Origin of the sequence: Lentzea sp. CA-135723 (assembly GCF_050936595.1) — a bacterium.
GTDB lineage: Bacteria > Actinomycetota > Actinomycetes > Mycobacteriales > Pseudonocardiaceae > Lentzea.
On sequence record NZ_JBNJMK010000002.1, the window covers coordinates 792,174 to 816,883 of the forward strand.

At 64.5% G+C, this 24,710-nt stretch carries 24 protein-coding genes; 10 read left to right on the plus strand and 14 right to left on the minus strand.

Going from position 1 to position 24,710, the window contains the following annotated elements; translation table 11 throughout:
* The first annotated feature begins 191 nt into the window (after positions 1–191).
* Positions 192–1,292: an integrase core domain-containing protein gene (locus ACQEU1_RS39525; RefSeq protein WP_433214060.1), complete on the plus strand. Its 1,101-nt coding sequence runs from the start codon at positions 192–194 to the stop codon at positions 1,290–1,292.
* Between the two features lie 124 nt (positions 1,293–1,416).
* On the opposite strand, the gene ACQEU1_RS39530 is transcribed toward ACQEU1_RS39525, so the two are convergent.
* The gene (locus tag ACQEU1_RS39530) at positions 1,417–1,869 is read right to left on the minus strand and encodes a glycine-rich domain-containing protein (RefSeq protein ID WP_433214063.1); all 453 of its coding nucleotides are present in this window, start codon (positions 1,867–1,869) and stop codon (positions 1,417–1,419) included.
* 349 nt (positions 1,870–2,218) lie between these two features.
* Here ACQEU1_RS39530 and ACQEU1_RS39535 point away from each other — a divergent pair, with 349 nt between their 5' ends.
* Both ACQEU1_RS39535 and ACQEU1_RS39540 read left to right on the plus strand, forming a co-directional pair.
* Entirely contained in the window at positions 2,219–3,190 is a 972-nt protein-coding gene (locus tag ACQEU1_RS39535; protein WP_433214066.1) for a hypothetical protein, read from the plus strand.
* Between the two features lie 26 nt (positions 3,191–3,216).
* Positions 3,217–3,918 carry a glycosyltransferase family 25 protein gene (locus ACQEU1_RS39540; RefSeq protein ID WP_433214069.1) on the plus strand — a complete coding sequence of 234 codons (702 nt, stop codon included), beginning with the start codon at positions 3,217–3,219 and terminating at the stop codon, positions 3,916–3,918.
* Here ACQEU1_RS39540 and ACQEU1_RS39545 read toward each other — a convergent pair.
* The 4 genes from ACQEU1_RS39545 to ACQEU1_RS39560 are packed head-to-tail and all read right to left on the minus strand — an operon-like array spanning position 3,915 to position 6,066.
* Complete coding sequence (locus tag ACQEU1_RS39545; protein WP_433214072.1) at positions 3,915–4,586, minus strand: DapH/DapD/GlmU-related protein; 672 nt, start codon at positions 4,584–4,586, stop codon at positions 3,915–3,917. The two genes, ACQEU1_RS39540 and ACQEU1_RS39545, sit on opposite strands and share 4 nt — an antisense overlap.
* Positions 4,583–5,482, minus strand: a complete 900-nt coding sequence (locus tag ACQEU1_RS39550; RefSeq protein ID WP_433214075.1) for an alpha/beta hydrolase — start codon at positions 5,480–5,482, stop codon at positions 4,583–4,585. Before ACQEU1_RS39550 ends, ACQEU1_RS39545 begins: the two co-directional genes overlap by 4 nt.
* Complete coding sequence (locus tag ACQEU1_RS39555; RefSeq protein ID WP_433214078.1) at positions 5,433–5,690, minus strand: hypothetical protein; 258 nt, start codon at positions 5,688–5,690, stop codon at positions 5,433–5,435. Before ACQEU1_RS39555 ends, ACQEU1_RS39550 begins: the two co-directional genes overlap by 50 nt.
* 49 nt (positions 5,691–5,739) lie before the next feature.
* Positions 5,740–6,066, minus strand: a complete 327-nt coding sequence (locus ACQEU1_RS39560; RefSeq protein WP_433214081.1) for a hypothetical protein — start codon at positions 6,064–6,066, stop codon at positions 5,740–5,742.
* Between the two features lie 249 nt (positions 6,067–6,315).
* Here ACQEU1_RS39560 and ACQEU1_RS39565 point away from each other — a divergent pair, with 249 nt between their 5' ends.
* A complete protein-coding gene (locus tag ACQEU1_RS39565; protein WP_433214084.1) occupies positions 6,316–6,912 on the plus strand; it encodes a DUF6461 domain-containing protein in 597 nt (198 codons plus the stop codon).
* Between the two features lie 86 nt (positions 6,913–6,998).
* Here the strand turns inward: ACQEU1_RS39565 and ACQEU1_RS39570 are convergent, their stop codons facing one another.
* Positions 6,999–7,949, minus strand: coding sequence for a NucA/NucB deoxyribonuclease domain-containing protein (locus ACQEU1_RS39570; protein ID WP_433214087.1), 951 nt, complete (start codon positions 7,947–7,949; stop codon positions 6,999–7,001).
* Between the two features lie 973 nt (positions 7,950–8,922).
* Between ACQEU1_RS39570 and ACQEU1_RS39575 the strand changes: the two genes are divergently transcribed.
* Positions 8,923–9,648, plus strand: coding sequence for a hypothetical protein (locus ACQEU1_RS39575; RefSeq protein ID WP_433214090.1), 726 nt, complete (start codon positions 8,923–8,925; stop codon positions 9,646–9,648).
* 25 nt (positions 9,649–9,673) lie between these two features.
* Here the strand turns inward: ACQEU1_RS39575 and ACQEU1_RS39580 are convergent, their stop codons facing one another.
* From ACQEU1_RS39580 to ACQEU1_RS39605, 6 genes are all read right to left on the minus strand, one after another.
* Positions 9,674–10,198 (minus strand): hypothetical protein, encoded by a 525-nt coding sequence (locus ACQEU1_RS39580; protein ID WP_433214093.1) that lies wholly within the window; start codon positions 10,196–10,198, stop codon positions 9,674–9,676.
* 91 nt (positions 10,199–10,289) lie between these two features.
* Entirely contained in the window at positions 10,290–11,426 is a 1,137-nt protein-coding gene (locus ACQEU1_RS39585; RefSeq protein WP_433214096.1) for a NucA/NucB deoxyribonuclease domain-containing protein, read from the minus strand.
* 116 nt (positions 11,427–11,542) lie between these two features.
* Positions 11,543–12,730 (minus strand): hypothetical protein, encoded by a 1,188-nt coding sequence (locus ACQEU1_RS39590; RefSeq protein WP_433214099.1) that lies wholly within the window; start codon positions 12,728–12,730, stop codon positions 11,543–11,545.
* Between the two features lie 237 nt (positions 12,731–12,967).
* A complete protein-coding gene (locus ACQEU1_RS39595) occupies positions 12,968–13,882 on the minus strand; it encodes a DUF2726 domain-containing protein (protein ID WP_433217009.1) in 915 nt (304 codons plus the stop codon).
* Between the two features lie 29 nt (positions 13,883–13,911).
* Entirely contained in the window at positions 13,912–16,377 is a 2,466-nt protein-coding gene (locus ACQEU1_RS39600) for a hypothetical protein (RefSeq protein ID WP_433214102.1), read from the minus strand.
* Positions 16,378–16,651: 274 nt separating this feature from the next.
* Positions 16,652–18,055, minus strand: a complete 1,404-nt coding sequence (locus tag ACQEU1_RS39605; protein WP_433217012.1) for a restriction endonuclease — start codon at positions 18,053–18,055, stop codon at positions 16,652–16,654.
* Positions 18,056–18,722: 667 nt separating this feature from the next.
* Here ACQEU1_RS39605 and ACQEU1_RS39610 point away from each other — a divergent pair.
* Positions 18,723–19,862 carry a tyrosine-type recombinase/integrase gene (locus ACQEU1_RS39610; RefSeq protein WP_433214105.1) on the plus strand — a complete coding sequence of 380 codons (1,140 nt, stop codon included), beginning with the start codon at positions 18,723–18,725 and terminating at the stop codon, positions 19,860–19,862.
* A gap of 484 nt (positions 19,863–20,346) precedes the next feature.
* Here ACQEU1_RS39610 and ACQEU1_RS39615 read toward each other — a convergent pair whose 3' ends face one another.
* Together ACQEU1_RS39615 and ACQEU1_RS39620 are read right to left on the minus strand one after the other, a co-directional pair.
* Entirely contained in the window at positions 20,347–21,426 is a 1,080-nt protein-coding gene (locus tag ACQEU1_RS39615) for an ImmA/IrrE family metallo-endopeptidase (RefSeq protein WP_433214108.1), read from the minus strand.
* Positions 21,423–21,746, minus strand: coding sequence for a hypothetical protein (locus ACQEU1_RS39620; protein WP_433214111.1), 324 nt, complete (start codon positions 21,744–21,746; stop codon positions 21,423–21,425). Before ACQEU1_RS39620 ends, ACQEU1_RS39615 begins: the two co-directional genes overlap by 4 nt.
* Before the next feature lie 101 nt (positions 21,747–21,847).
* Here ACQEU1_RS39620 and ACQEU1_RS39625 point away from each other — a divergent pair, with 101 nt between their 5' ends.
* From ACQEU1_RS39625 to ACQEU1_RS39640, 4 genes are read left to right on the plus strand one after another with little or no spacing between them, the layout of a single operon-like run.
* Positions 21,848–22,327, plus strand: a complete 480-nt coding sequence (locus ACQEU1_RS39625) for a hypothetical protein (protein WP_433214114.1) — start codon at positions 21,848–21,850, stop codon at positions 22,325–22,327.
* A complete protein-coding gene (locus ACQEU1_RS39630; RefSeq protein ID WP_433214117.1) occupies positions 22,324–22,788 on the plus strand; it encodes a DUF7665 family protein in 465 nt (154 codons plus the stop codon). Before ACQEU1_RS39625 ends, ACQEU1_RS39630 begins: the two co-directional genes overlap by 4 nt.
* Positions 22,785–23,288, plus strand: a complete 504-nt coding sequence (locus ACQEU1_RS39635) for a hypothetical protein (protein ID WP_433214120.1) — start codon at positions 22,785–22,787, stop codon at positions 23,286–23,288. Before ACQEU1_RS39630 ends, ACQEU1_RS39635 begins: the two co-directional genes overlap by 4 nt.
* Positions 23,285–24,676: a hypothetical protein gene (locus ACQEU1_RS39640; RefSeq protein ID WP_433214123.1), complete on the plus strand. Its 1,392-nt coding sequence runs from the start codon at positions 23,285–23,287 to the stop codon at positions 24,674–24,676. The genes ACQEU1_RS39635 and ACQEU1_RS39640 overlap by 4 nt, the downstream gene beginning before the upstream one ends.
* Positions 24,677–24,710: the final 34 nt, after the last annotated feature.

The window sequence follows — 24,710 nt, forward strand, 5'->3', positions numbered from 1 at the left end:
ACGGGCATTCGCCCAGGCGAAAGTCCTTTGTGGATCGATCGAACAGCGGCCAGGTTCCCCAGGCGGGGGCTTGCTGGGCGTCCTTGATGCCTGCGTCTTCAGGGTTGTGCGTTGTGCGTGCCGAAAGGTACGTCCGTCCAGGTCGAGTGCATCGGCGTGTGGCTGGCGGTCGTCGGGCATGATCGCGCTCCGTGCTAGTCCGCTTCGCTTACCTTGCCGTCACCCACGCCTTCGCCGCGCTGCGGCTACTGCCACTGACTGACCGCGAGAAGGACGTAGAGATTCTCGCCCTTCGCCACCAACTCACCGTCTTGCAACGCCAACTCGGCGACCGACGCCCACAACTCCGACCTGAGGACAGGGCGTTCCTCGCCGCGCTCCTGACGCCGCTGGCCCGCGCAACTCTGCGCCGACTCCGACTTTTGGTCAGCCCGGACACGGTTCTGCGTTGGCATCGTGACCTGGTGAAGCGCCACCACGCCCAAGCGAGCCGGCGTCGAAAGCCTGGACGCCCGCGGACCGTGGCATCGATTCGCCGCCTTGTCCTGCGTCTGGCGGCCGAGAACTCCTCGTGGGGCTATCGGCGCATCCACGGAGAACTCGCTCTTCTCGGAGTCGCGATCGCTCCTTCGACTGTGTGGGAGATCCTCAAAGCTGCCGGCGTCGATCCGGCGCCACACCGAGCGACCGTCACGTGGGCCAAGTTTCTGCGCTCCCAGGCTGACGCTGTCCTGGCCATGGATTTCATCGAGACCGTCACGCTGACCGGCGCACGCCAGTACATCCTCGCCGCTGTCCACCACGCCGGTAGACGCGTGCGCGTTCTCGGCACAACCGCGCACCCAACACATACCTGGGTGACACAGGCCGTCCGAAATCTCCTGATGGACCTCGGAGACGTCGACGGCCTCGCACAAATCAGGTTCCTCATCCGTGATCGCGACGGCAAGTACCCCGCACTGATCGATGAGATCCTCGGCGGCGCCGGGATCGCGACGATTCTGACCGGCGTCCGGGTGCCTCGCATGAACGCGATCATGGAACGCTGGGTCAAGACGCTGCGTGGTGAGCTCTTGGACCGAACGCTGATCTGGAATGAGGCTCATCTGCGGCACGCGCTGCGTGAGTACGAGCAGCATTACAACCAGCACCGTACCCACCGGTCCCTCGCTGCCGCAGCACCCTTACGAGCCCGACTTCAAACCCTTGGGCCTGAACGGATCGAACGCCTCGAGGTACTCCGACGGGACCGTCTCGGTGGAGTCCTCCACGAGTATCGGCATGCCGCTTGACCTGTGTGGACGTAGTTTTCGGCACGCACAGGCCCGACGGGGTGTTGCCCTGGTGGCGAAGTGCTCCCAGGCTGCGGCCGGCGTGATTTCTTGCAAAGTTCCTCGATCTACTTGAATCACATCGCTACTTGGGGCTGTCGTGACAGCCCGCGTGGCACTGGTTGCACCTGCTGCCGTCCATGGCCGCGACCTGCCACAGCTCGAGGTCCAACGGGAAACCCGCGTTCCGGATGGCGTCGATCGTGTCCGGCAAAACCTGTGGCTGGGAGTCGCGTTCCTCGTCCAACACGGGAACGTGATGGATGTAGGCGCCAGCGTACGTCTCGCAGAACTCGATGTAGCGAGGCGTGTCCAGCACGAAAGTGTGGACACCGAGATCGACGCTCGGCGTTGGTCCCATCAGCGTTCCGGGGTTCTCGGCGGCTGTCACGAGGTAGGCCAGCGTCTGCCCGAACGTGCGCTCGGCCAGATCGAGGCTCAGGTCGTGGTCGCGCATGATGAGCTTGACCAACCGCGCCCAGACCTCCGGCGAGACGAGGGTCCGAGGGTCGCGAAGCCGGATTGCGGCTGCGGTCATGCGAGGGTCCTTTCTCCGAGGTTCGCCAGGTCCTTTCCGCACTGCCGTAGTCGAGGATGCTTCCGTTCACGGTGATCCACTAGGCCACGCCTTGTCCGTGTTCCTGGTCGTTGAGGTGGCCACATGGACATATTCTGGACAGGTGGTGCCCGCGCAATCACTGTCCGCAGCATCCCTGCGAGAGAGCATGCTCCGCCTTCGCAAAGGAGCTGCTCTTGCGCGCCCTACCTCGGTGCTGACCGCTCTCACACCGGAGGTTCGCGCTCACCTCGGCGGCTCTGGTGGCCCTCCGGGCTCCGCTGAGGAGGTCGGCAGGCTCGTCGCCGCGATCGAGCGCGGGATCGCCCAGTTGTCCGCGGAGCAGCGCGCGCACGTCGAGGTCGACTTCAACCTCGACCGCGAGCATGCACACCCGACGCTCACCGAGAGGCAGGAGTCGCTGGCGCAGAAGCTGGGGTGCGCCGCGAAGACGGTGCGTCGCCATGCTGATCAGGCGTTGGAGACGTTGGTCTACATGCTTCTGGCTGACCAGAAGACAACGGACGAGCAGCCCGCTGAGGATCGAACGAGGGGAGTAGGAGCGGTTCTGCCCGCCTTCTGGCGTCTGATGCCGGGCGCACGCGTCGACATCGTGTGCTCTGAGATTCCGGAAGACGAACGCCCCGAGTACGCGACACCGGCTGATCGCAACTACCTCCGCTACGCGAAGTTCGCGGATCTCGACACCCTGATCTACCTCCGCACTCGATTCGCTCAGCTGAATCCGGACGTGGTCGTCCGCGATTTCGCACCGTCCGAGTACTACGACACCCAGGCAGATGTGCTCTGCGTCGTCGGCGGGCCACCGTGGAACGCGACCTTTCGCGAGTTCCTGCCGATGCTCCCCTTCTACTTCGAGCCGCACGCGCTCGGCGAGGACGATCCGCTCGTCGTGCCGGCGCTCGGTCTGACGATCGGCCCGCACTGGACGGCGAAGCAGGAACTGCTGCAGGACCTGGCGGTTCTCACTCGGCTCACCCTTGCGAACGGTACGACGGTGTTCCTGTTCGGCGGCTGCCTGACATTGGGCGTTCTGGGCGCAGCGCGTTGCCTGCTCGAACCAGATCGCGGCTCTCGCAGCGCCGACTACATCAGCGACCTCGTCGGCCTGGACGACTTCGTCCTCGTGACTGAAGCACGTCGAATCGGTGCGTTGATCGACGTGCCGGACCTCAGCGCGATCGAACCGTTGCTGCTTCTCGCGCGCACGGCGAACGAGCCGTTCACCGCCGTCGTCGACAACACCAGCCGCCATCCTGCGACGAACCGCGCGTCCACGTGATCACGCCCAGGGACCTGCGGTGCTACGTGGTCAACCTGCTTCGTCGGCCGGATCGCCGCGAGTGGATCCAGCGGACGTTGCCTCCCGAGCTCGGCGTCACCTTCACCTCGGACTGGGACGGCCCGTTCGACGGCCGCGACCTCACCCGCGAGACGCTTGAGATCGCGGGCTACCAGCTCTTCCTGTGGCAGATCGAGTCGGACAACCCGTGGTGGAACAGGCCTTTGAAGCTCGGAGAGATCGGCTGCACGCTGGCACATCTGGCTTGCTGGCGTGACGCGGCCGAGCACGGCGACGAGGCGTACGTCGTGGTCCTGGAGGACGACGCCGTCCTCCAGGCCGATTTCCTGGCTGCGCTCCTCGATCGGCTGAATCGCCTGGAGCAGGCCGAGATGGAGTTCGACCTTCTCTACCTAGGGCGCTTCCCGCTCGAACCTGACCGTGAGGTCGGGCTGGGATTCGTAGAACCGGGCTACAGCCACTGCACGTTCGGCTATCTGTTGACGCGCAAGGCACTGGACGCGCTGCTGGCCCTTGAGCTGGAGCAAGCGATCGTCCCGGTGGACGAGTTCCTGCCGGCGTTATACGTCGACCACCCGCGGAGCGATCTGCGGGCCCGTTTCCCCAAACGGCTTCGTGCGTTGGCCCTCGAGCCGCCGCTCGTGCGGCAGCGCCCGAAAGACGAGGCGGGTAGCGACACCGAGGACTCGGAGTTCGTTGTCTCCTAAGACTTCCGAGGCGTGCTGCCACGCCAATGCGCGATGAGCCCTTGGAGCCGTTTTCCGGTCCACCGGTCTGCTGGGGTGTGCTCGTTCACGCCGGTCACGATGTGCTCTGGCGGTACGTCCTTCGTCACTACTGCGCCTGCGGCGACATAACTGCGCGGGCCGATCCGAACCCCGCCGACAACGCGAGCCCCGAAGCCGATAACCGTATCGGCCTCGATCACCGGCGGCTCTTCGTCGACCTCCCACCAGTCTTCGTGCGGGCGGGTGTACTCGTGCACGAGTTCGCCCATCATTGTGGTCCGATCCCCAATCCGAGCGCCGTCGCAGACGAAGCCAGCGACGACCGCGTTCGCGCCGATCGTGACGCGATCGCAGACGAAGGCGCCATACACGACGCGCGTTCCTGCGCCGATGGTGCTGTCATAGCCGATCCGGACGCGGTCTTCGAGCACACAGCCGTCGCCGATCCGCACGCCTTCATGGATTACGACCTGGTTCGCCAGCTGGCATCGCTCCCCGATGATCACGCGCGTCCCGACCAGCGGAGAACCAGGACGTTGCTGCTCTGCGGTGATGCGCGCTTCCTTCGGGTAACCGAGCGTGCAGTGGGTTCCGACCACCGAGGTCTCACCTATGGTGACCGGTGCGTAGAGGGACTCGATGTTCACGCGGAACCCAGCTTCCCGTTCAGCAGCCAGTCGACCGTCACCGCGATCGCCTCGTCTTCTCGTTCGCGCGAGTCGAACCCATGATCTGATCCGACCAGGGTGTGGAAGTCGCAGTTGCTCCGTGCGGCTGCGGTGTCGCGGGCGATGTCGTAGGAGACGTAGCTGTCCCGATCGCCGTGCACCACCAGCGCCGGCCGGGCGTCATGGACGAAGTCCAGCGCCGGCTCGTACCGACTGAACTCGTCGAACATGACACGGCCGAGCCGGAACTCGCCGTCGATGATGAGAAAGCCATGGGAGCGCAGGTACCCCTGCTGCTCGCGATTGAAGTTCTCCTCACCCCACGGCAGCTCCGGTTCCACGAAGGTGCGGCGGAGGTCGAGCACAGGATTCCAGAGGACGACCCTCTCGACCTCCGGCTGGAGCCACGGCAGTGACAGCGACGTGGAGACCGCGCCGAAGCTCGCGGCAACGATCGACAACGGGCCGGGGAGTTCTTGGCAGGCGTAGCCGACCGCGGCTTGGAGGTCGAGCAGCTCGCCCGCGATGGTGGTGCCCGCCTGCATGCCACCGCTGTTGCCGTGGCCGCGGTAGCTGAACCTGAGCGCGTCGAAGCCGCTGACGGCCAGCCGCTCAGCCAGCCGCACGAACATGCCGCCCTCGTTCATGTCGACAGTGATGCCGTGCGCCAGCACCACTGTCCCGTGCGAGTTGTCCGCTGAGCGGTGAACTTCGGCTTCGAGATGAACCCCATCAAGGGCAGTGAGGTGCACGCGCTGCGTGTTCATTGAACGACCGTAGCGAACGCGATGGGTCGCGACTGCGGAGCGCTCACGCTCGGCGCTGTCAGCGCGGTTCGCGCAACCGGAGTGTGTGAAACGGGACCAGTTGGTCAATGAGGCTCACGATCTGCTGTCGGCCATCGGCGTAGCCGATCGAGTAGTTCACAACTCCGAGCCAGTCGCCTTCCGCACTGGGAAAGCGTCCGTGCAAATGACCTGGTACCGCGCCGGTCAGGTCGAGCCCGGTTTCGACGACGTGGCGCGGTGCGCCTGGCGGGCGGGCGAACAGGCGATCCAGGCTGATCATGACGGGCGTGAGCACACGCCGATACCCGTGTACGTCGTCGCCCTCCAGGACGGTGAACGGACTCCTAAGCTCCATGATCGCCCGCTGAGGCCAAAGCTCGCCGGCCACGACTCAGGACGAGCTCCAGGTAGCGCTCCTCGGAGAGCTCCGCGCGATCAGGAGCCGTTGCGCCGGCGGCCAGCCGCCACGAGTGGTCGACGTTGTCGGCGATGCAGACCAGACAACTGATGTGTGCCGCTCCGTGATGGACGACCGCCCGGAACTGGAAGTGGCCGAGGGCGTGCCGGCCCAGCTTGCACCGGGCTGGGAGAACTGCGATCCGGCCGATCGAGTCATGCCGGTAGGTGAGCTTCCCGTCCATCTGGGACGGTTCGAGGTTCTGTCGATCCATGACGCCAGAACCTATCAGGACGATCGCACATATGTTCGATCGGATGCGTGTGGCGTTGGCTGTAGCAACTCAACCAGGCTTCGCCGGGTGGGCTAGTTCCTCCAGGACGACGTCTGCAGGCGCCGGGACGATCTGCGACGCGCGACGTACGGGTTCTGATGTCGTCCAAGCGGCCGAACATGTTGCTAGCCAACAAGAATGAAGGTCTCGCTGATCGGCTCGAGCTAGCGCGTCGCTAGGATCGTGCGCATGACTGCGGGTGAAGAGCCAAACGACGGCTTGGAGTGGGTGCGTGATCCGGCGACGGTGATGTGGTGCGTGACCTGCGTTCAGAACATGTCTGCTGAGGACTTGCTGTTGGTCGTTGGCGCCGAGGTCGACCCGGACGTTCGCTGGAACGCGCAGGAAGCGCAGATCGAGTCGCACCGGCAGGGAGGCTCTGCGGTTCGTGTTGCCTCAGCCGGTTCTTGGGCGATTCTGATCGAGCTGATGTCCCTTAAGGGCGCTGACGGGACCTGGCTGGAGGATGTTTCCCGCGGTCGCACTGCTGTCTGCTACTACCAGACCGGCGGAGGGATGGAGAGGTTCTCTCTCGCGATCGACGGCGTCATGGTCACCGAGTTCGAGCCGGCGATCGCCGCTCACCGCACCGGAAGCAGTCCTGATCGGCTTGTGGCCGAGATGCGCGCGGCTGGCATCGATCCTGATGGCGCAGGCGGTGAGTTCGACTTGGGTGCCGCTGCGCTCGAGTTGGTGGACCGGCTCACCGGGGTTCGTCTGACGAGCGAGATGGTGGTTTCACAGCAGTGGCCAGCCGCAGTCATTCCGCGCCGTCGGCCTGTATAACGCCTGACCGGTTTCCAGAAAGCTACCGCGTACTCGCCTTACTGCTGGAGAAGACACGCGGTAGCCGTCGGATAACTTCTGCTCGATCAGTCCGTAGTGACCCAATACGGACCATCGTCCAGAATTCGCTGACCTTGGACGAACTGGCCGAGATCACCTCCGACGTCCCTGTTCTGCGGTAGCGGCACGTGAGCTCGCATGCAGGTAGTGGTGCTTCCGGCGGGCTTGAGCACGGTGACGGTCCCGTTGTTCGACGGAATGATCTCGGCGCAATCCGGCCCGTTCATGCTGCCGCCCTGTTTGGTTGCGGCGAAGGGGAATTCGTCACAGCTGTCAGACGGCACGGTGCTCAGCTTCGTGAAGCTGGCGTCGCAGACCTTCCAGCGGTTGGCGCGTTGTCGCGCAGTGACTGCCTCACGGCGGAGCGGTGTGCCCCCAGTTTTCAGGCCTGGGTGGCCTGCGAGGTTGTTCTGGGCCCATCGCACACCAGCAGCTGCCACCGGGAACTCAAGGCTGTCGACGTTGAGGGTCGGGATGTGGTCGGGTACCACGCACCCAGATGAACTTCCAACCGCGTTGTCGCAGCGTAGCGTCGGAGCGCTGTAATTGACAGGCGTGTCAAGGAAAGAACCCGGAGAAACCAGGTGCAGCATGTAGCTCGTCTGGAAGCTGTCCACCACGCCTTTTGTCTGAGGATTGCTGTAGGCCATATCTCCCGACAGTGTCTCACCGCCGGCGATCGGGCTGCTATTCGAGAATGGATTGGGATCGGTCGTGGAGCACAGCGAGTTGCACGAGGCGGTCCAGCTCGCGAGCATCGTCGTGACCACGCCAGACGCAGAGCCGGCGACCATTAGAAGCGAAGCGTTCTCGGTTATGTTTGTGCTGTTCGGGTCGAGCGAGATCTCCTGGGTTATCGTGAATCTCGCGCTGCCCACCGGGTTGCCGGTTCGAGCATCGCGGGCGGTATAGGTGAGGCCCGCGCGCCAACAGGCGGAGAAGCGGGTATGTCTCCATTGCGCGTTTGGGTCGATCACGCACGACTCTTCTGCAGTGGATGCTCCGCTGTCTGGAGGCGCCAGTAGCTGTCTGCTGTCCATGCTGATCGTCCCGTAGTACTTCGCTTCTGACCCTAGTGCTGCAGGAGTCAATGCAACAACGAGAGTGGCGACAGCGGCGGTAACTAGCCCAAAACGTTTACTTAACTCCATTGAAAATTCCCTCTGTTGAGTCTAGTTTCTCGTGACTGTTTGAACGTTTGTGCTTCCGTGTCGTGAGTGCAACCTTTCTGGGATGTCTGGCAGTGCTGGTCGTGTGGCAAGCTCTGCGTGTTGCGCTGTTTGGCGCGGTTGGAAATTGTGGCGGTTGGCGAGCTGTGTGTGATATTTGGGAACTTCAAAACCGAGAACCCGAGACTTGCTGTGCGCTCGCGCCCGAAGGTCATTTTTGCCGAGCGTGTTGCTTGTTGTAAACGTCCAATCGGACGAGTGGCGCGCGAGATCAGACTCACACGGCCGAGCTTTCGTGTGAGTGTTGATCGCGTGTGCTTGTGTGCGCATTGCGGCGCCGAAGCTCAGCTAATTGAGCAACCTTCGCGCAACTGTTCGCTGCCGCGTATTCGGTGCATCAAATATCCGCCAAGGTGCGGGCGCCGAGAGTTCCGCCGCAGGCCGGATTGTTGTCGGCCTGGGAGGCGGCCGTGCTGGCGGAGTGGGCACCAGGTGACAAGAGCGAATCAGGAGTGGCGCCCGCCAAGGCAAGTCAAGCAGGCGGGGTGTCGGTGGAGGTGCTGCTTGACACGGTCAGACGGAGGTTGATGACGACGTTGGGGGAGTGCGGCGCGATCATCCGTGCTGCTTGAGGGAGAAGACGAAGGGGTATTTCTCGAAGCTGCCGATGGGCCGCGCCTTCTGGCTCATGTCGAGGCTGGGGATGGTGGAGGGCCAGGTGCCGTGGCCTCAGCTCAAGTGCTCTTGTTCAGTCCGGGGCTCAGGTGTGTACGGTGCAGATGTGTCGACGATTCTGGGACGTGCGTTCGTTGGTATTGCATCCGGAACGTCGGTTGTGGCGCTGTGGTTTTGGGGAATGAATGTATTCGCGCCGCCCGCGACTGCGAGGTCGGGTGGATCTTTGGCGGCTGCTCCGACGTGGCAGGCCGCCGCAGCGTGGAGTTTGTGTGCCGTGGTGATCGCCGTGTCGGCGCCTTTGATCGTTTTGACGGTCTGTCTCCGGTCGGCTCAGCGGCCGCTGACGGTTGGTAGCTGGTGGGTGCCGGTCGGGGCGGGGTTGACCGCCTGCCTGGCAGGGGTCTGGGACCTGGCTGGCGTCTACCGAGGGCTTCGGGCGATAGGGATTGCCGAACACATGGCAGGCGCCGGCTGGTTCGCTGATGCTGCTTGGTGGAGTTGGCTGGTCCGCTATCCGGGCGTCCCCGTCCGATCACTGGTGGCCGGATTCGTCGGGGTTGTTGTCGTCGTGGTGTGGGCGTGGAGGCGTCGGCAGCTGGAGCTTTTCGCAACTGTGGCTGTGGTTGCGGTGGCGTTGTCGGTGTCCATGGAGGCCGGAAGCAGCACCGACGGTGGCGGGGTGTTGACGCCGCTTCCGCCTGATGCCGCAGGGTTCTTGTGGGGTCATGTCGCGATCACGATGGTTTCTGGTGTCGCGTTGACCGCCGGGGTCGTGATGAGTCGCCTTGTTCGTGCGCGGTTTGAGCGCCGGACATTCTCCTTGACGTGAGGGGAATTGCGTGAGCTTGTTGTGGCTACTCGTCGTCCGGCAGTGAGTCGATCAGCCAGGCGCGGATTCGGTACTTCTCGAATCCATCGGGCCTCGCGTCGGTGAGTTCTTGCTTTCGGCTGGTCATGTCCTCGTGTTCGAGGACGTCCTGGCGTGCGGCGAGTGCACGTTCGCGTCCCTGATGGGCGACGTCGACGGCGTAGACGCCTGGTCCCGTAGGCAGTTCCATGCCGGTTGCGTCAGCAGTGGGAGAGCCGAGCTCGAGCAGGCCGCTCGGGCACTCGATTTCGAACGTCTGAGGTGACGACCAGGCGGATTCGTCGGGTTCAGAGGGTTGTACGGACCAGACTTCGAGCGTCGCTGACACCGGCAGGACGTCCTGGGCACAGCTGATGACGAGTTCGTAGCCGGTTGACGCGGCGACGGAGATCTGGGCCCGCGTGATCGCTTCGTCCACGCCTTCGCCTGCGTCGTTGTCCTGGTCGCGGACGGTGAGCAGCCGGTAGCTAGGCACTGTGATCAACTCGGCCTGTGCGAGCAGTTCCGGCACGATCAACCCTCTTCGTGGTGACGATGAACAATTGGAGGGGCTTGTCCGGATTTCCGCAGAAGGTCCGGACAAGATCCACCGGGCACTGATTTTAGCTAGGCGTGACCCGCACGTAGAAGGGGTCGTTGTCGAGGATGCGGTTCTCGCCGTAGAAGTTCGCGAGCTTCGTGCCGCCGCGCTGGTTGTCGCCGGCGTCGATCGGCCGGGCCGAGCCGTTCCACTGGAAAGGCTGGTTGCCCGTCGACTTCCACGATCCCTCGTAGGTGGACTTGAACGGGTACTCGTCGCAGTCCTGGCCACCGGAGGTGTACTCCGGTCCCCAGATGTTGCGGCAGATGTTCACCGAGGCGGTGTGGTTCTTGTCGATCTCGGAGCTGTCCATCAGCCGGTGCAGCGGGGTGGTCTTCCCAGGCGCTACCTTGCCGACGCGGCTGGGGAACGTCCGTTCTGGGTGGTTCTGGGCGTCGTCGACGTGACGGGCTTCGGCGTCGATGGCGGCGCCCGTCAGTGGCAGGTTCAGCGTCGGCACGTGGTCGGTGAAGACGGTGCCCTTGTGCTTGCCGTTGCCCAGTGACGGGCCGGCGTTGTCGAAGCGGACGTGGGCCACCGCGGTCGCCCACTCGTCGTAGGGGTGGGTCCGGCCGTCGCGGTACTCGACGATGAAGTTGAGGCGCATCGTGTGCGTCACGAACTTGAACGTGCCGGTGCCGGTTCCGTCGGGGGAGGTGACGGTGAAGGTGTCCATCCGTGGGTTGGTGTACCAGTCGTTGCTGGCGCCTGTGCGCTCTCGCGGGCCTGAGCACGCGATGTCGGCCATGCCGGAGCAGCTGTCGTAGTTGACTGTGAGCCAGGTGAGCTCGTGGTTGAGCTGGCTGGCCAACGCCAGGTTCTCGATGCTGGTGACGTAGTCGACGCGGCGGCTGCCGTCGTAGGCGAAGCCCAACGTCCAGAGGTCGAAGTGGAAGAAGCCGAGATAGGTGCCGTTGGTCGCGTAGAGGTTCGTCTCCTCCCTGGTGTGGTGGCAGTACTCGAAGCGGCTGCGCGTCCAGCCGTTCACGCGGGCGGCTTCGGCTGAGCGGTTCGAACATTCCTGCCGGAGGTCGGGCTCCTCCTGCAGCTTGGCCAGAGCGGGTGCCGCAGCGGTGCCGGGCGCGGCCACGGCAGGATGGACGGCGCCGGCGAGCAGGCTCGCGGCGATGGCCGAGGTGGCTAAGAGCTTTCTCAACACTCGGGTGCTCCTTGAAAGCAGGTGAGACCGGCGCGAATGCGCGCATCGGCGCTGATCTGGGCATGGTCGAGTAGCCGGTCGACTTCTCGTCGGCCAGCGGGCGCGTGGCGTTGTGGTCAGCTCATGTGGACGGAGATGAGCTCATGGCTCATGCGGTCGAAACTCAGGGCAGCGCGGTTGTGCGATCGGCGGTCGCCGGTGAACTCGCGGACTGGCCCTTCGACGGTCACCGTCACGGTCGAGTCGTTCTGCTGCAACGAAATCGCGCCCGGGTCGCCAGTCAACGCCTTGCGCGCGTTGAGGAAGGTCAACGCCGCAGTGCGGGCGTCCTGTTCCGTGAGCGCTGCGGCTCGGTTGCGAGCAGTGGGTTGGATCGAGGCGGACTCGTTGCACACCAAGCGTTGCCGTACGCAGTCACGCAGGCCAGGAACCAGGTCCATGCATTTCGAAGCGTCGTCGTCCATGCAGTCCTGAAGATGGCGCTGATCGACCTTCGACGTGGCGGTTGTCAGCTGTGGCGACGACTTCGCCGGGCTGGGTGTGGCCGTTCGGACGGACGATTTGGTGACTTCCCACGCCGCGACCGAGCCGGCTCCGTCCTGGGTCACGCTGGTGTCGAAACGCCAGCAGTAGGCGGGGTGGGAGCCGATCGAGCAATCGCCGTTGGGTGCCCTGGTCTTGACGTCCGCCGGTGCGAACCGCTCCCACGTCAGATTGCCGTTGAGCCATTGGATCCTGTTCGTGGTGCGCCCGAACGTGATGCCGTCGTACGAGTCGGAGCTGAGATCCCAGCCGGTGACGACGTGATGCGAAGCCTGGTTCACGCCGTCCTTGGTGGTACCGGCGAAGTTGAAGTCGTAGAAGATGTCCCTGGATCGGCACCCGTCGCAGTGCGGCAAGGACATGAAGCTGTGCTGCCGACCGTCGGACTCGTTCTTGAAGTCGCCGATCGGGTGGTAGTCGTAGCCGCCCGTGTAGTCGACCCAGTAGGCGCGGTAGGTCGTCTGTCCGGTCGGGCTGCCCCAGCCGACGTCGAGTCCGGTCTCGTAGCTGGTGGACATGTTCGCGTCGTCAGTGAAGACGCGCGTCGCGTTGTAGGCGTTGCCCGCGGTCGATCCGCCGTGTGACACCGTCGGGAACACGAACGCGGTGAACGCCCCGTAGATGTGCGCTGCCGTGGTCGCGCACATCTGGGCGACCGGGTTGTGCGGATCGCGATCACACATGCCTGGCGCGGCCTGCGCCGGCGTGCCCTGTAACAGTCCCAGGCCCAGCGTCGCCGCAAGTCCGACGCTTATGAGCACTCTTCGTCCCACCAAAACCCCCAACCGATGTGGACTTCAGTCGGAGACGCCGGGGAGAACCCACGCGATAATCGTTTGCTGCGCGCAAAAGACGCGCGCCAGATCGAGGTCGCGCGACGGATCCCCCAGATCCCCCAGGGCCCACCGTCGCAGCAGTTCGGCGCGACGGTCAATCCGCCTTGGATGCTTCACAGTTGACCGCAGCGCAATGCACGGTGTCGGGTGAACGTTCGTTGGTCACCTGCCGAGGTGGATTCGGATGGTGAACGGCTCCGAGCCCTCGATGTTGATCGCCCCGCAGGCCGAGCCTCCGATCTGACCGGTTTCGATCAGATGCTGGATCTCCTCGGCCTTCTTCCGCATCGCAGCGCTGTTGCACGCGACAGGCTCATCGGCGAGCCAGGCGGTGACCATGTTGGCGATGTCGACTATGCAGATCTCTTCCGCCAAGTCCTGAGCGCTGATTCCTTGGAAGCGGAAGTCTCGAACGCGGGTCTCGCTGATGAGGTATCTGTCTTTGGCCACCGGGAGGTACGCGATCGCGCGTACTCCGCGGTCCTCCGCGGGGCGGACTCTGAACACGTTGGGCAGCGATCTGGGGATCTGGCCCTCCGCGTGCAACTTCCACAGGCCCTGGATCGCCGCCGCGTCGAAGGTGCTCATGAGGAAGCCCGCGCCGTCATCGGCGGGCGTGATGAAGCTGCCGTGGTGGAACAGTTCGTCCTCGGGGATCAAGCCGCTCTCCTGCGCCTCGAAGAACGCTTCGGACCTGTAGAACGCGTTAACGGCGTAGGACAGCAGCGGCCAACGCCCTGACCGGGTCACGAAGTCGCTCGTGACGCGGAGCAACGGCAGTTCGGCGTCCTCGCAGATGCGGTCCTTGATGGCGTCCTTACGCCTCTGGTCGAGGTCAGTCCAGTGCTGACGGCCGTCCATCTCGACCGCGAACTTGGGCAGGCCGCTTTCGTGATCGAGCATCACGAAGTCGAGGTGTGTCGACAGCGCGAACCAGCGGTCCCGCGTGGCCAAGTCATCGAGCGAATCGATGTCGACCACGTCCGCCAGGCGCATCTTGGGCACAAGCCTGTCGCCCATGTCAGTCGAGATCGTTTGCAGAAGTTCGTCCGCCGCCTTCTCGTACCGGTTGCTCATCACCGGCCGCAGCCTGCTCGAGCGCGCCATCAGGAGGGCCTGCCACCACGTCCCGACAGGCTGGCCGAGGCCGGCGGTTCGTGCGCGGATGTGATTGCTACGCGCAGGGCTTCGGACTTCTCGTGATCCGTGCCCAGCTGTGAGACGAGCGTGATGGACGGCGGGCCCAGCGGACCCCAGCCGGGGAAGGACTCGACGGCGGACTTGATGACGTCCTTGCTGGTGTCCGCCCAGTTGTCGTCGGTGGTGGCGAAGAGGAGTTCGTCTGCTCGCAGCCACGCTGCCGCTTGGCACTTCTTCGTGACCTCTCTGCGCCCTGTCCTGCCTTCGAGAGTGCTGCCTGATGATTTGCACTCCGCGACGGTGATCGTGTCGTTGACGTAGGTGATCAGATCGAGCTCGACCACCTCTTGGCCGTTCTTGGAGAAGACGACTTCGCCGACATCGGAGAAGGGCTGTCGTTTGCTCGGGATTCGGGGGCGGCGTTGGAGATGCGATGAGAGCAGCGCCGGGACGTGCCCGTTGTCGCGCAGGACCTGTCGTCCCACGGGGTGCAGGTCGTAGAACCACGTGGGTTCGTCGGGTGGTGCTTTCCACGACCAGTGGTCGAGGTCGTTGAGCGCGTCGCAGCGTAGGCAGGACCAGCGCTGTCCCAGTTTGTCGATCGACAGGAACTGTTTGTCCTCGCAAATCGCACAACGCAGCACCAGGCCTCTGCGAAGCACGCCGGCGCGGCATGCGTCATCGACTCGCTCGCGGAGTTCTTCGTTGCTCAGCTCGAGACAACGGGCACCCAGCCCGGTGAAGCTCAGCACGCCTTCCCGTATGGCCAGCACAACGCCTTGGTTGTTGGGGTAGGCCTTGCTGGTCGAGGCGTTGGTGGGCAGCATCGCCTGCAGCGCCGGAAGCAGCGGGCCGCCGAACAGGTCGGTGTAGGCCTGGCGACCCCCGAGCATCTTGGCCAAGAGCGCGGCGCGCCGTCCTGCGTCGCTCGGCCGGGCGTCGTGGTTGTGCTCCCTCGCTTTGGCCAGCGTCCAGGTCTCCAGGCTCAGATCGCGGAGCGCGACTCGTGCGAGAGTGTTCTCCAGCCGGGTGCCGGCGCTGATGAAGTCAAAGCGCTGGGCCTGGTAGGTGATCCCTTCGCGGCTGCTTCTGGCCCAGGTCAGCATCGTGGAAGGGCGCTCGGCGAAGAGGTCGAGAGAATCGGTGCCGCGACCTCGCACCGCGTTGCCAGGAGTCCAGTCGACGTCCACGTGCCACGTGACGTCAGGCAGGGATGCCAGGCGCGGGTTCGTGAGTACGGGCGGAGGCAGCGGTGCGGCCATGGATACGGTGGATGTTGAATCGACGCTCACCGGGATCGTGGTGATGCTGGCCCACTGGTCTTGTATCGCGAAACCCAGAACGGCGTGCTGCCCCCACGGCAAGTCCTCGATCGGCGTGACCACGACTTCGCCGCTCTGTGGTACGCGACTGACCGTCTTGTCGCTTGCCATGCGATCACGCAGGTTCTGAACGTCAATCGTCGGGAGTGACGTTGACGCGATCGCCAACTGGCCACTACGTCGCGAGAGCCGATGTTGCAGGTCGTCCACTGCCGCGCTGATGGTCCACGACATAGTCGACTGACCGATGCCCAACGCCGAAGGCATCCAGTAGCCGTCTCCGAAGTTGAGAGCCCAGAGGCGCGCCAACGCGAAGTCGTCCGCAGAGTCACCACACACCAGAAGGCCCGTTCGCTTGTACTGAGGGCCAGACGCGAGCGTTTGAAGGAACGTGGCGGTCTGGTCGTTCGCGGTGGGGGTCGCACGGGTGTTGACTCCTGTTGCGGCGCCGGCGTGTGAAACCACCGAATCGGGCGGCGATGCCCAGTCTGCGCCGAGCAGCCACGCACCCAGGTGCAGACGATCGTCGTCCGAGACTTCGGGTTCGTCGCAGGTGCGCTCAGGAGGTGCTGCCACCCCCGCGTGAGAGGCGATCGCGGTACCCAACAACCCTCCCCACGTGGCGGGACAAGCGAGAACCGAGCCTGCCAAGGCATCGGGCACTACCGAGGCCAGAGTGAAGTTCCCTGTGTCGTCCTCCTCAAGGACATCCAGGAATTCGGCCCGCTCAGTTGGTTCAGCGCTCTGGTATGGCGAGCAGACCGCAGCGATCTCCGCTCGCGCTGCCCGGTCTCCAGGCATGTCGACCAAGCCTTCGAGAACTTGATCGAGCATCTCTTGGCGTGCTTCGCCTTCGAGCAGATCCCCGTCTGGCCCTGTGAACCGGACGCTGCCTGGAGAAAAGTGCTCCAGGTCTCCGACTGGCACCCGATAGTTGAGGACGTAGTCCGGGTCGTAGATCCGGCAGGCACGCAGTAGCGCTGAGTGGACTTTGCCGCCATGGTGGGGAACGACCGCGAACCCCGCACCGCCCCAGATGCAACTGGCCCGGTAGAGGGCACGCCGGGCGAGGTAAGTCCAGTGCGCCCCGCCGTCGATCACGATGACCACCCGTGGCGGCCGAACTGTCACGCTCACCGATGCGTACGACAAGGAACCAGCCGAGTCCATCGCGCCACTGAACCACAATGACTCGGGATTCCGACGCAGCCACGAGAAGAACCTGATGTTCGCCGTCCAGCAGGCAATCGCTGGAGAGCGCTCTTCTCAACACGGAGCTTGCTTCCGCAGGCGGGATCAGCCCCCTGACACGGGGAGCACCAACGGCCCGGGCCCACGTCTTGGACACGCTGAGGGGAAGCCTCGACATGAGCGGGCGTCGTATTCAGGAAGACGCAAGTCCTTGTAGGCGAACGACTGCGAACGTTAGTTGTGCACCTGCGGGGTCTTGGTAGGCGGCCACGAACACATCGCCATTTGCGTGCGCCAGTTCGTACATCGACCCGGCCAGGCCGTTGAGGTCGGCCACCTGTTCTGCGTTCCCGGTTTTGGTGTCAACGCGGTGCACTGCGACCCAGTCGGCGGTGACGAGAACGATCCCGCCGCCGATGTGGGCAGTCCCCATGGGATTGCCGGCGTCAAAGGCGTGGCGTCGGACGTCGGAAAGCTCTGGAATGTCCGACACCACGACGGACGAGTTGCCTACGGACGCCACCAGCTCGTCTGACACCCAGGCTGCACCCGTAGAACACGCTGGTGGCCAGCCGAGGGCGTAGCGTTCTTCGTCTCCCGCCTGCTCTCCCAGCTTGGTGAGGGATGCTCCGGGAGTGGTCAAGCCTCCGTTGTCGTACAACCAGACGCTGCCGTCCGGTTGCCGAAGAAGGCTGATGTTGCCCGTTCCTCCGCCGCCCACAGCCGTCAGCTCCCCTGCGTGGAACCGCCCAACTCCATGGCGTCGTGCGAACATCACAGAGCCGTCTTCGAGCGGGACCGTGTTCCGAAGGCAGTCCGCGACAGGAACAGCTACAGCTGTGACTTGCCGATCCAGGTCGATGTCCAGCACGCTCGCCGCGGTGGTGACGAGCAGATGTCCGTTAGACCGGACGGCCACCCCGAGTTGGTTGGAGACAATTCCTGACAACACCGTCTCGCCGGTCACGCCGTCCGCGGCGCTGCGAATCGCGTTGTGCGTCGGGCCAGGGGGCGGGCCGAACCGCACGGATGGGATGTCGGCCGTCGAGCGCAACAATTTCGCCAGAGAAGCGTGAGCGTCGCCGTGGAAGGCGGCGCGGTCGTGCATGAGGCGCATCAGCTCTTCAGGTGGGACCAGCCCGGTGAGCATCGCTTCCCAATGTGATGCGTCGAGCAGGAGAACTTCGAGTCGCTCGCCGTCTGACACCTCTGCGAGAGCTTCGCTGCTGAAGCCGGACATGGACAGGACGACACCGTACGTCCCTGCCAAGCGCTGACGCACACGTTTCTGCAGCTTGGCGATTTGTCCTGTGTCCGCCTTGGGTTTCTGCCACTTGGCTTCGAGCACGTATCTCACGCCGGAGACGGAGAACATTACGTCGATCTCGCCGGTGTTGCGTACGTTCGCGATGGCCTCGACGCCCCAGCAACGTAGCAGTTCGGCGATCATGTTGTTGAACCGCTGACCACGCGATTGGGCGGTGTGTCCCTCCAGGTGCCGTAGTCCGCGGTACTCGCGGATCAGCTCGTGCCACTTCGCGATGTCGCGGATCATGGAGGCATCTTCCTCCTGGCGACGGGTGCTGAACACCTCCATCACGGCGTGTCGTCCGCAGCGAGATGGCTCGGTGACTGACGCACTACGACCGCGACGAATTTGCGATGAAGTGTCCCCAACAGCCTCAGATTTCGGAGTTCTTAGGCGTCAAAGCGCTCCCGTCGCGGCTGGAGAGCAGTCTCGCTGTATGGAGAGGACGCCCATGAATCACGATCGGCTCTCTGGTTGCACAGCTCATTCTCCCTTTGTTCGCTCCCGCGAGGTTGGTGATGCCGCAGCGAGGCCGAGTTCGACTTCTGGTGCGCCGTTGGCGTTCGGCTCTGCTGCGGATGCTGAACAACCCGGGGTAGATGGTGTCCGGCCGTCTGCGGGCCAGTCAGCGGGCGCGTCGGCCCAGATTCTGTTCACGCCCGCGCAGGCGGCGGTGTTGTTGCAGGTGCGGGAGTCGTGGCTCCGGAGGCGTGCCGCTCATCGGCTGGTGCCGTGCACCTTCCTAGGCAAGCACCTCCGCTTCTCCGAGGACAACCTCCGGGAGATCGCTGCCGGCGGACATCGCAGCGCTTACTCGATTCCCTCAACGCGTAGGCGATCAACGCCTCGCAAAAGGCGCGGAGACCACATTTAGTTTGCCCTTTTCGGAAAGGCGAGCGTTCATCTGCGTACGTCGATTCCGGCGTGCTCACAAGTCTTCGAAAAGAGGCAAGCAATGGCGTGGGTAGAGCAACACGGTGGTGGCTGGCGAGTCCGCTATCGCCTTGACGATGACACTATTTTCTCTGAGCCTGGATATCCGAGTTCCGCGGCGGCGGAGGAGCGGGCGCTGGACGTGGAGTCCGATCAGCGGCGGAAGCGGTTCGCCGATCCGCGGCTGGCGAAGACCACGATCGACGAGTGGATCCGGAAGTGGGCGTCCGCGCACGGCGTGACGGCGATGACGTGGTCGACCTACGACTCGCATCTGCGCAACCACATCCTGCCGTTCTGGACCGGCACCGGGCTGGGGGACATCGAGCGGATCCGGGTGAAGGGCTGGGTGAACAAGACACTGCGGTCGAAGCTCGCGGACAAGAGCGCGAAGGACATCCTCGTGTTGTTCTCTCAGATCATCGGGGAGGCGGTCGACGAAGGGCTGATCGGGGCGAACCCGTGCCGGAAGCTGAGGATTCCTTTTGGTGAGTCGCCGGAGCGGCCTCATGCCAGCACGGACGAGGTGGACGCGATCGCGGGCCGGATGCGCCCCGACGACGGGCTGCTGGTGATCACAGCCGCCTACACCGGTTTGCGGTGGGGTGAGCTGGCTGGGCTGCAGTGGATCCGGACCTATCTGGACTCGAACCCGCGGATCGCGGTGGACCCGAAGTTCGGTGCCCTGCACGAGGTTCGAGGGCAGAAGCTTGAACTGGGGCCGCCGAAGACTCCGGCCAGTGCGCGGGACGTCCACCTGCCTCGGTTCCTCGTCGAGGAGTTGCTGGCGCATCGCCGGCGCAATCCCGAGTCGCAGTTCGTGTTTCCCGGTGCGCGGGGTGCGTTGCGGCGGCGGGGCAACTTCCGCAAGCGGGTCTGGTTGCCCGCTTTGGCGGGCGATGAGGCGCTGGGCTGGGCGCCGTTGAAGGTAGGGATGCACTTCCATGACCTGCGTCACACGCAGGAGACGTGGCTCATCGAAGACGATGTGCCGCGCGCGTTGAGGCTGAAACGTCTCGGACACAAGCGCAAAGACGTCGACGACGGCTACTCGCACGTCACTGAGGCCTTGATCGGCCGGATGCTGGCGCAGTTGCAGTTGCGCTGGGAACTCGACGGCGGATGGTCGTGGATCATGGACGGCAAAGACGAAGCCTGGTGACCACTTAGGTGTCGCGAAAGCTGTGAACACTTAGTTGGCACAAATGGGGTCAGGAGCGTCTGCTCCCAATTTGCTCCCACGGAACGCAAACGGCCCGCCGATGAAGATCATCGACAGGCCGTCTGAACTGGTAAAACACACTGTGGGCGATACTGGGATCGAACCAGTGACCTCTTCGGTGTGAACGGATCCTGTCGAGTGTCAGGCAGCTGCGCTTGTCTCACTACTTCGGGCCTAAGCTGCGCAGATAGCTGCCCTGGGTCTTACTGATTCGCTGGCGTCTCGCTGGGGATCTCGCGTCTCAGCTACCGGATCTGCTACCGCCCCTTGATTGGCATGCGGCTTCTGGTGGCGGGTTGATTGGTTCACAGTGTGGTCCAGGCTTAGTGTGGTGCTAAGCCTGGACCACGTAAGCGCGCGCCCCGCCCTCGGTGCCCGACGGAATCAAAGGCTCTGCAGGTCGTGGGAATTTCTGAGTTCGTCCTCAGTTCTCGCTGAGGTGCAGCGAATTCCTGAGCTTGCTGACCTTCGGCCATGTCCAGCCGCCGATGCCGTCGCGTGCCAGTCTGCCGGCGACAATGCTCGCCGAGACGCCGATCTCGTTGGCCATCAAGTGAATGTCGGCGTGGGACTGTGTGTTCGTGAGGCGGTCAAGCCACTTAGGCGGGATGAGCAAGTCGCGGGCGAATTTGTTCGCTTCGTCCTCGGTGAAGCTATCTTCGCTGCCGTCGTGGATGTAGCTGGCCTTCTTCGAATGCAGGAGTAGGTGGCCTATCTCGTGAAAGAGAGAGAACCAGAAGACGTCCTCTTTTTTCTGGCGGTCACTGAGTTGGATCAATGCTTTTCTGGGGGTGAGCCATCGTGATGCACCGTGAACACGGCTTCCAGAGACCTCGGGCTCGAGGACGATTGCGATCCCGACGGTGGCGCACAGCTGCACCAGTTGCTGGATGAAGTCTTTTGATCGAGTCAGTTCGCGGAGAGCAGGTAGTATCTTGCGTACCGCGGACGCGTCGAAAGGATTGCAGGCGAGTTCATGCGCTTTGATTTCGCCGATGCGTAGCCATGTGGCGGTTGCTTCCGCGTTCACGTGGTGTGCCCCGGAACGGCGGAACGAAGCAATCGGCTGGCTCCAGACCTTTTTCCAGGCCTTGATGTCGGCGACCGCGAAGAAGCGCAGGACCTCGCCGAGCGTGCGCCCATTTGGAGTCGCGTCGCTGATGTAGCCGCGTTCGCGCAGGGTGGCCAAGGGCAAAAGGGAGAGCCACTCCGCCTCCTCCAGTCCGACCACGCTCAGTCGCTCGCGGAGGAGGTGGTCGCGGTAGTGCGACTCGAGCCCGTTCCAGGTGCTCGCCGGCACCCCGGTGATGCGCTCGAGCGCCACCGCGGTCTCGTAGGTGAGCGGGGCGTTCCCCTTCATCATGTGCGAGACGTGCTTCTCGGACATGCCCAGCCGGTCGGCCAGGTCGGTCTGCGCCATGCCCAGCTCGGACAGCTTGCTCCTGAGCGTGTCGCCCGGAGGGAACGCGTAGTCGGGCGCGAATGTCACCGGACTGTCGGTCATTGCTGTACGTCCTCTGTCACGTGCGCGGTCACGGCGGTCAACTCGGCGACCGTTGCTCGGTGCGCGGGAACGACGTCCAAGTCGAGATCGACACGGAGGCGAACGATAACGCCTTCACTGAAGGTGATCTCGTAGTCGCTCCTGGTCATGGGCTGGACCTTGGCTCCCGGCAGATGTGCCAGCGCCGCGACGTCGGCGCTGGCCCGAATCTCGCACAAGCGGCGCGCGACCGCAGTCCACCTCTGGCCCCACTTGGCCTCCAAGGCCGCCCTTGAGCAGCACAAACGCGCCAAGTCCGAATCGGGGATGCGCAGCTCCACGAGATCGGCTAACCTCTCAGGTAAAGACATTGTCCTTGACCTCTCAGGTCAAGGATACCGGCAGTCGAGTGAACTCGGCTGCCCGGTGAAGGGAGTCAAGCATGCGGCTCTTCGTGCACCGCGAGGAACACGCCAACCCCGAGGCGATCGAGGTGGACGGGTCGTCCACCGTCGGAGACCTCATCGGACGATCGGGCCTGCAGGAAGGCGGCGATGCGGACGTCACCGCCTGGCTGGAGGACGCCGACGAGCCGCTGGACCGCGGCGTCACGTTGGACACCGCCGGTCTAGTCGACGGCGCCCGCGTGCACGTGGCCCGGCGTAAGAAGATCGAGGTCAGCGTGCGTTACGCAGGCGAGACGAAGACCAGGGACTTCGGGCCTAACGTCCACGTCCAGCGGGTGTTCAAGTGGGCGGTCGGTGAGTCCGGGTTCGACCTGGCGAAGGTCGAACGTGCCAAGCACACGCTGGCCGTGTGCGGTGCGGAGACCGAGGCCGACCGGTACGCCCACGTCGGCTCGCTGGCGTCCGACGGGCGCTTGTGCTTCGACCTCGCGCCGAAGGCCCGGTACCAGGGATGACTCCGGACCACCGGGCCGTGCGGGCCCACCTCGACTCCGCCAGGTTTCAGGCGGCGGTTGTGGCGGGGCGTTGGCGGGTCGTCGCCTTCGACTGGCCTGTCCTCGTCGTGGCGGTCGCGGCGGCGCCACGGCCCGGTGGGCCGGAAGAGATCGCCCTGCGCATGGACGTGACCGGCTACCCCCAGCAAGCGCCGACGGCTGAACCGTGGGACCTGGAGACGGGAGCTCGGCTTGCGGAAGGTCGAAGGCCCAGAGGTGAGGGCGTCGAGGTCGTGTTCCGGACGAACTGGGAGCAAGGTCGGGCGCTGTACGCACCCTTCGACAGAGTGGCCCTGACGAGTCACCCCGACTGGCCGAGGCAGTACCCCGGAGACATGTGGACTCCAGATCGTGATCTCACGTTCTTCCTCGGAAAAGTCCACACGATGCTCAACGACGACGACTACCTGGGGGCGGCGTGATCCGCGAGCGGCTCTTCGGGCGGAGTGCGCGCCTCCGGATCAGCCGCCGTACGTGGCGGCGGCTGGTTCAGGGGTTGGGGGAGCGCGCGGGCGGCCGTCGTGAGGCCGGCGCGTTCCTCCTCGGCAACCGCGAGTCGGGGCCGAGGACGGTTCGGCGCGTCGTGTTTTACGACGACCTGGACCCGAATTCCTTGACCGGTGGGATCAGCTTCGGGTTCGAGGGGTTCCCGCGGCTCTGGGAGCTCTGCGACCGGGAGCGGTTGCACGTGATCGGTGACGTGCATACCCACTTCAACGACCACGTTGCGCAGAGCCACACCGACGCCACCAATCCGATGATCGCCCGGAAGGGACACGTGGCGCTGATCGTTCCGGATCTCGCCGCCCGCTCCCTTCGTGCCAAGGAGGTTGGCGTGCACCGGTACCTGGGTGACGAGGGGTGGTCGAGCAGCATGGGCAAGGACGCCAAGGCGTCCCTCTACATCGGATGGTGGGCATGACGATCCCGACCCCGGACAGCTTGCACCGGACGCTGAAGCTCGAACTGGACGAGGGGCGCGCTCGAAGCGTCGAGGAGGCTCGGCGACTCGTGGAGCGGTACCGCCTCCAGATCGTCGCCGGTTCGGCCATCGCCGGCTCCCGAACGCTCCAGGCGGCCCTGCTCACCGCCGTTGCGGCAGGTGCACGAGCGTTTCCGGGCGGAGTGCTCGTCGTAGCAGAGAAGGACCCGGTGCTATCGGTGCGCTGGGCCAGCGACCTCCGACTCACCGACGCGGTACTCCGCTTCGGCGGACAGGTGGTGACCGCTCCCGACAAGTCGGCTCCGGTGCTGCGCATCGGCACGCCGCCGGACGCTGCTCCGAGTCACGAGATCGACCTGACCCTCACCTGGGAGGGCTGGGCGGCCGGACTGGTGCCTACCGGGGAACCACGGCTGGCCGAGTCCCGGGAGTTCCCGCTGTCGGGCGTGGCCGCCGCGTCGTTGGCGGTGTTCGAACTCTTCCAGCACGCCCGAGGTGACAGCAGGGCGGGGCGTCGCGCGCTAGGAATCTCTTTGTGGGAACCGGATGTTCCTTGGCAGCACCCGACTGCGGTCGGTGAGGCGTGCGAGGTCCTGCCGACCAAGCTGTGGCTGATCGGCCTCGGTCACCTCGGCCAGGCGTACGGGTGGGGCCTGGGCATGCTCCCGTACGCGAACCCGGCGGAGGTCGTACTGACCCTGCAGGACACCGACTCGGTGGTCGAAGCGAACGTCAGCACTGGCTTACTCAGCGAGCTCGGCGACATCGGCATTCCGAAGACGCGGGTCGTCGGGCGGCGACTGGAGGCTGCGGGGTTCACCACCCGGTTGATCGAGCGCGCCTTCGACGAGGACACACACCCCCGCGATGGCGACCCGAGTTGGGCCCTCGGTGGGCTCGACAACCGAGAGGCGCGCAGGTGGGCGGCGTCCGCGGGGTTCAGCCGCTACATCGACGCTGGTATCGGCGACACCGCCGACACCTACTACGACGTGCTCGTCCAGTCCTTCCCATCCGAACAGACAGTCGACCGGGCGTTTCCTCCTCCTGCGGCACCTCGAGCCATGGTGGTGGCTCCGGCGTATGACGACCTGGTGGCCCATGGCGTCCGCGCCGGCAAAACCGAAGCCGAGGCAAGATGCGGTGTCATCGCCATCGCTGGCCGGGCGGTCGGTGCGTCGTTCGTCGGCACCGCCACCGCAGCCCTCGTGCTGGCGCAGCTCCTGCGCGAGCTGAACACCGGTGACGCCTGTGCCGAAGTGATCAGCTTCAACCTCCGGTCACCCGAGTTCGCGGAGCGGGTCGCGAACTCGCAAGAAGCAGGGGCGAATCCAGGCTTCACGAATGACCTGGTGCCAACAGATTGAGCCACGCGACTACAGTCCATAGTGGACGAATTCG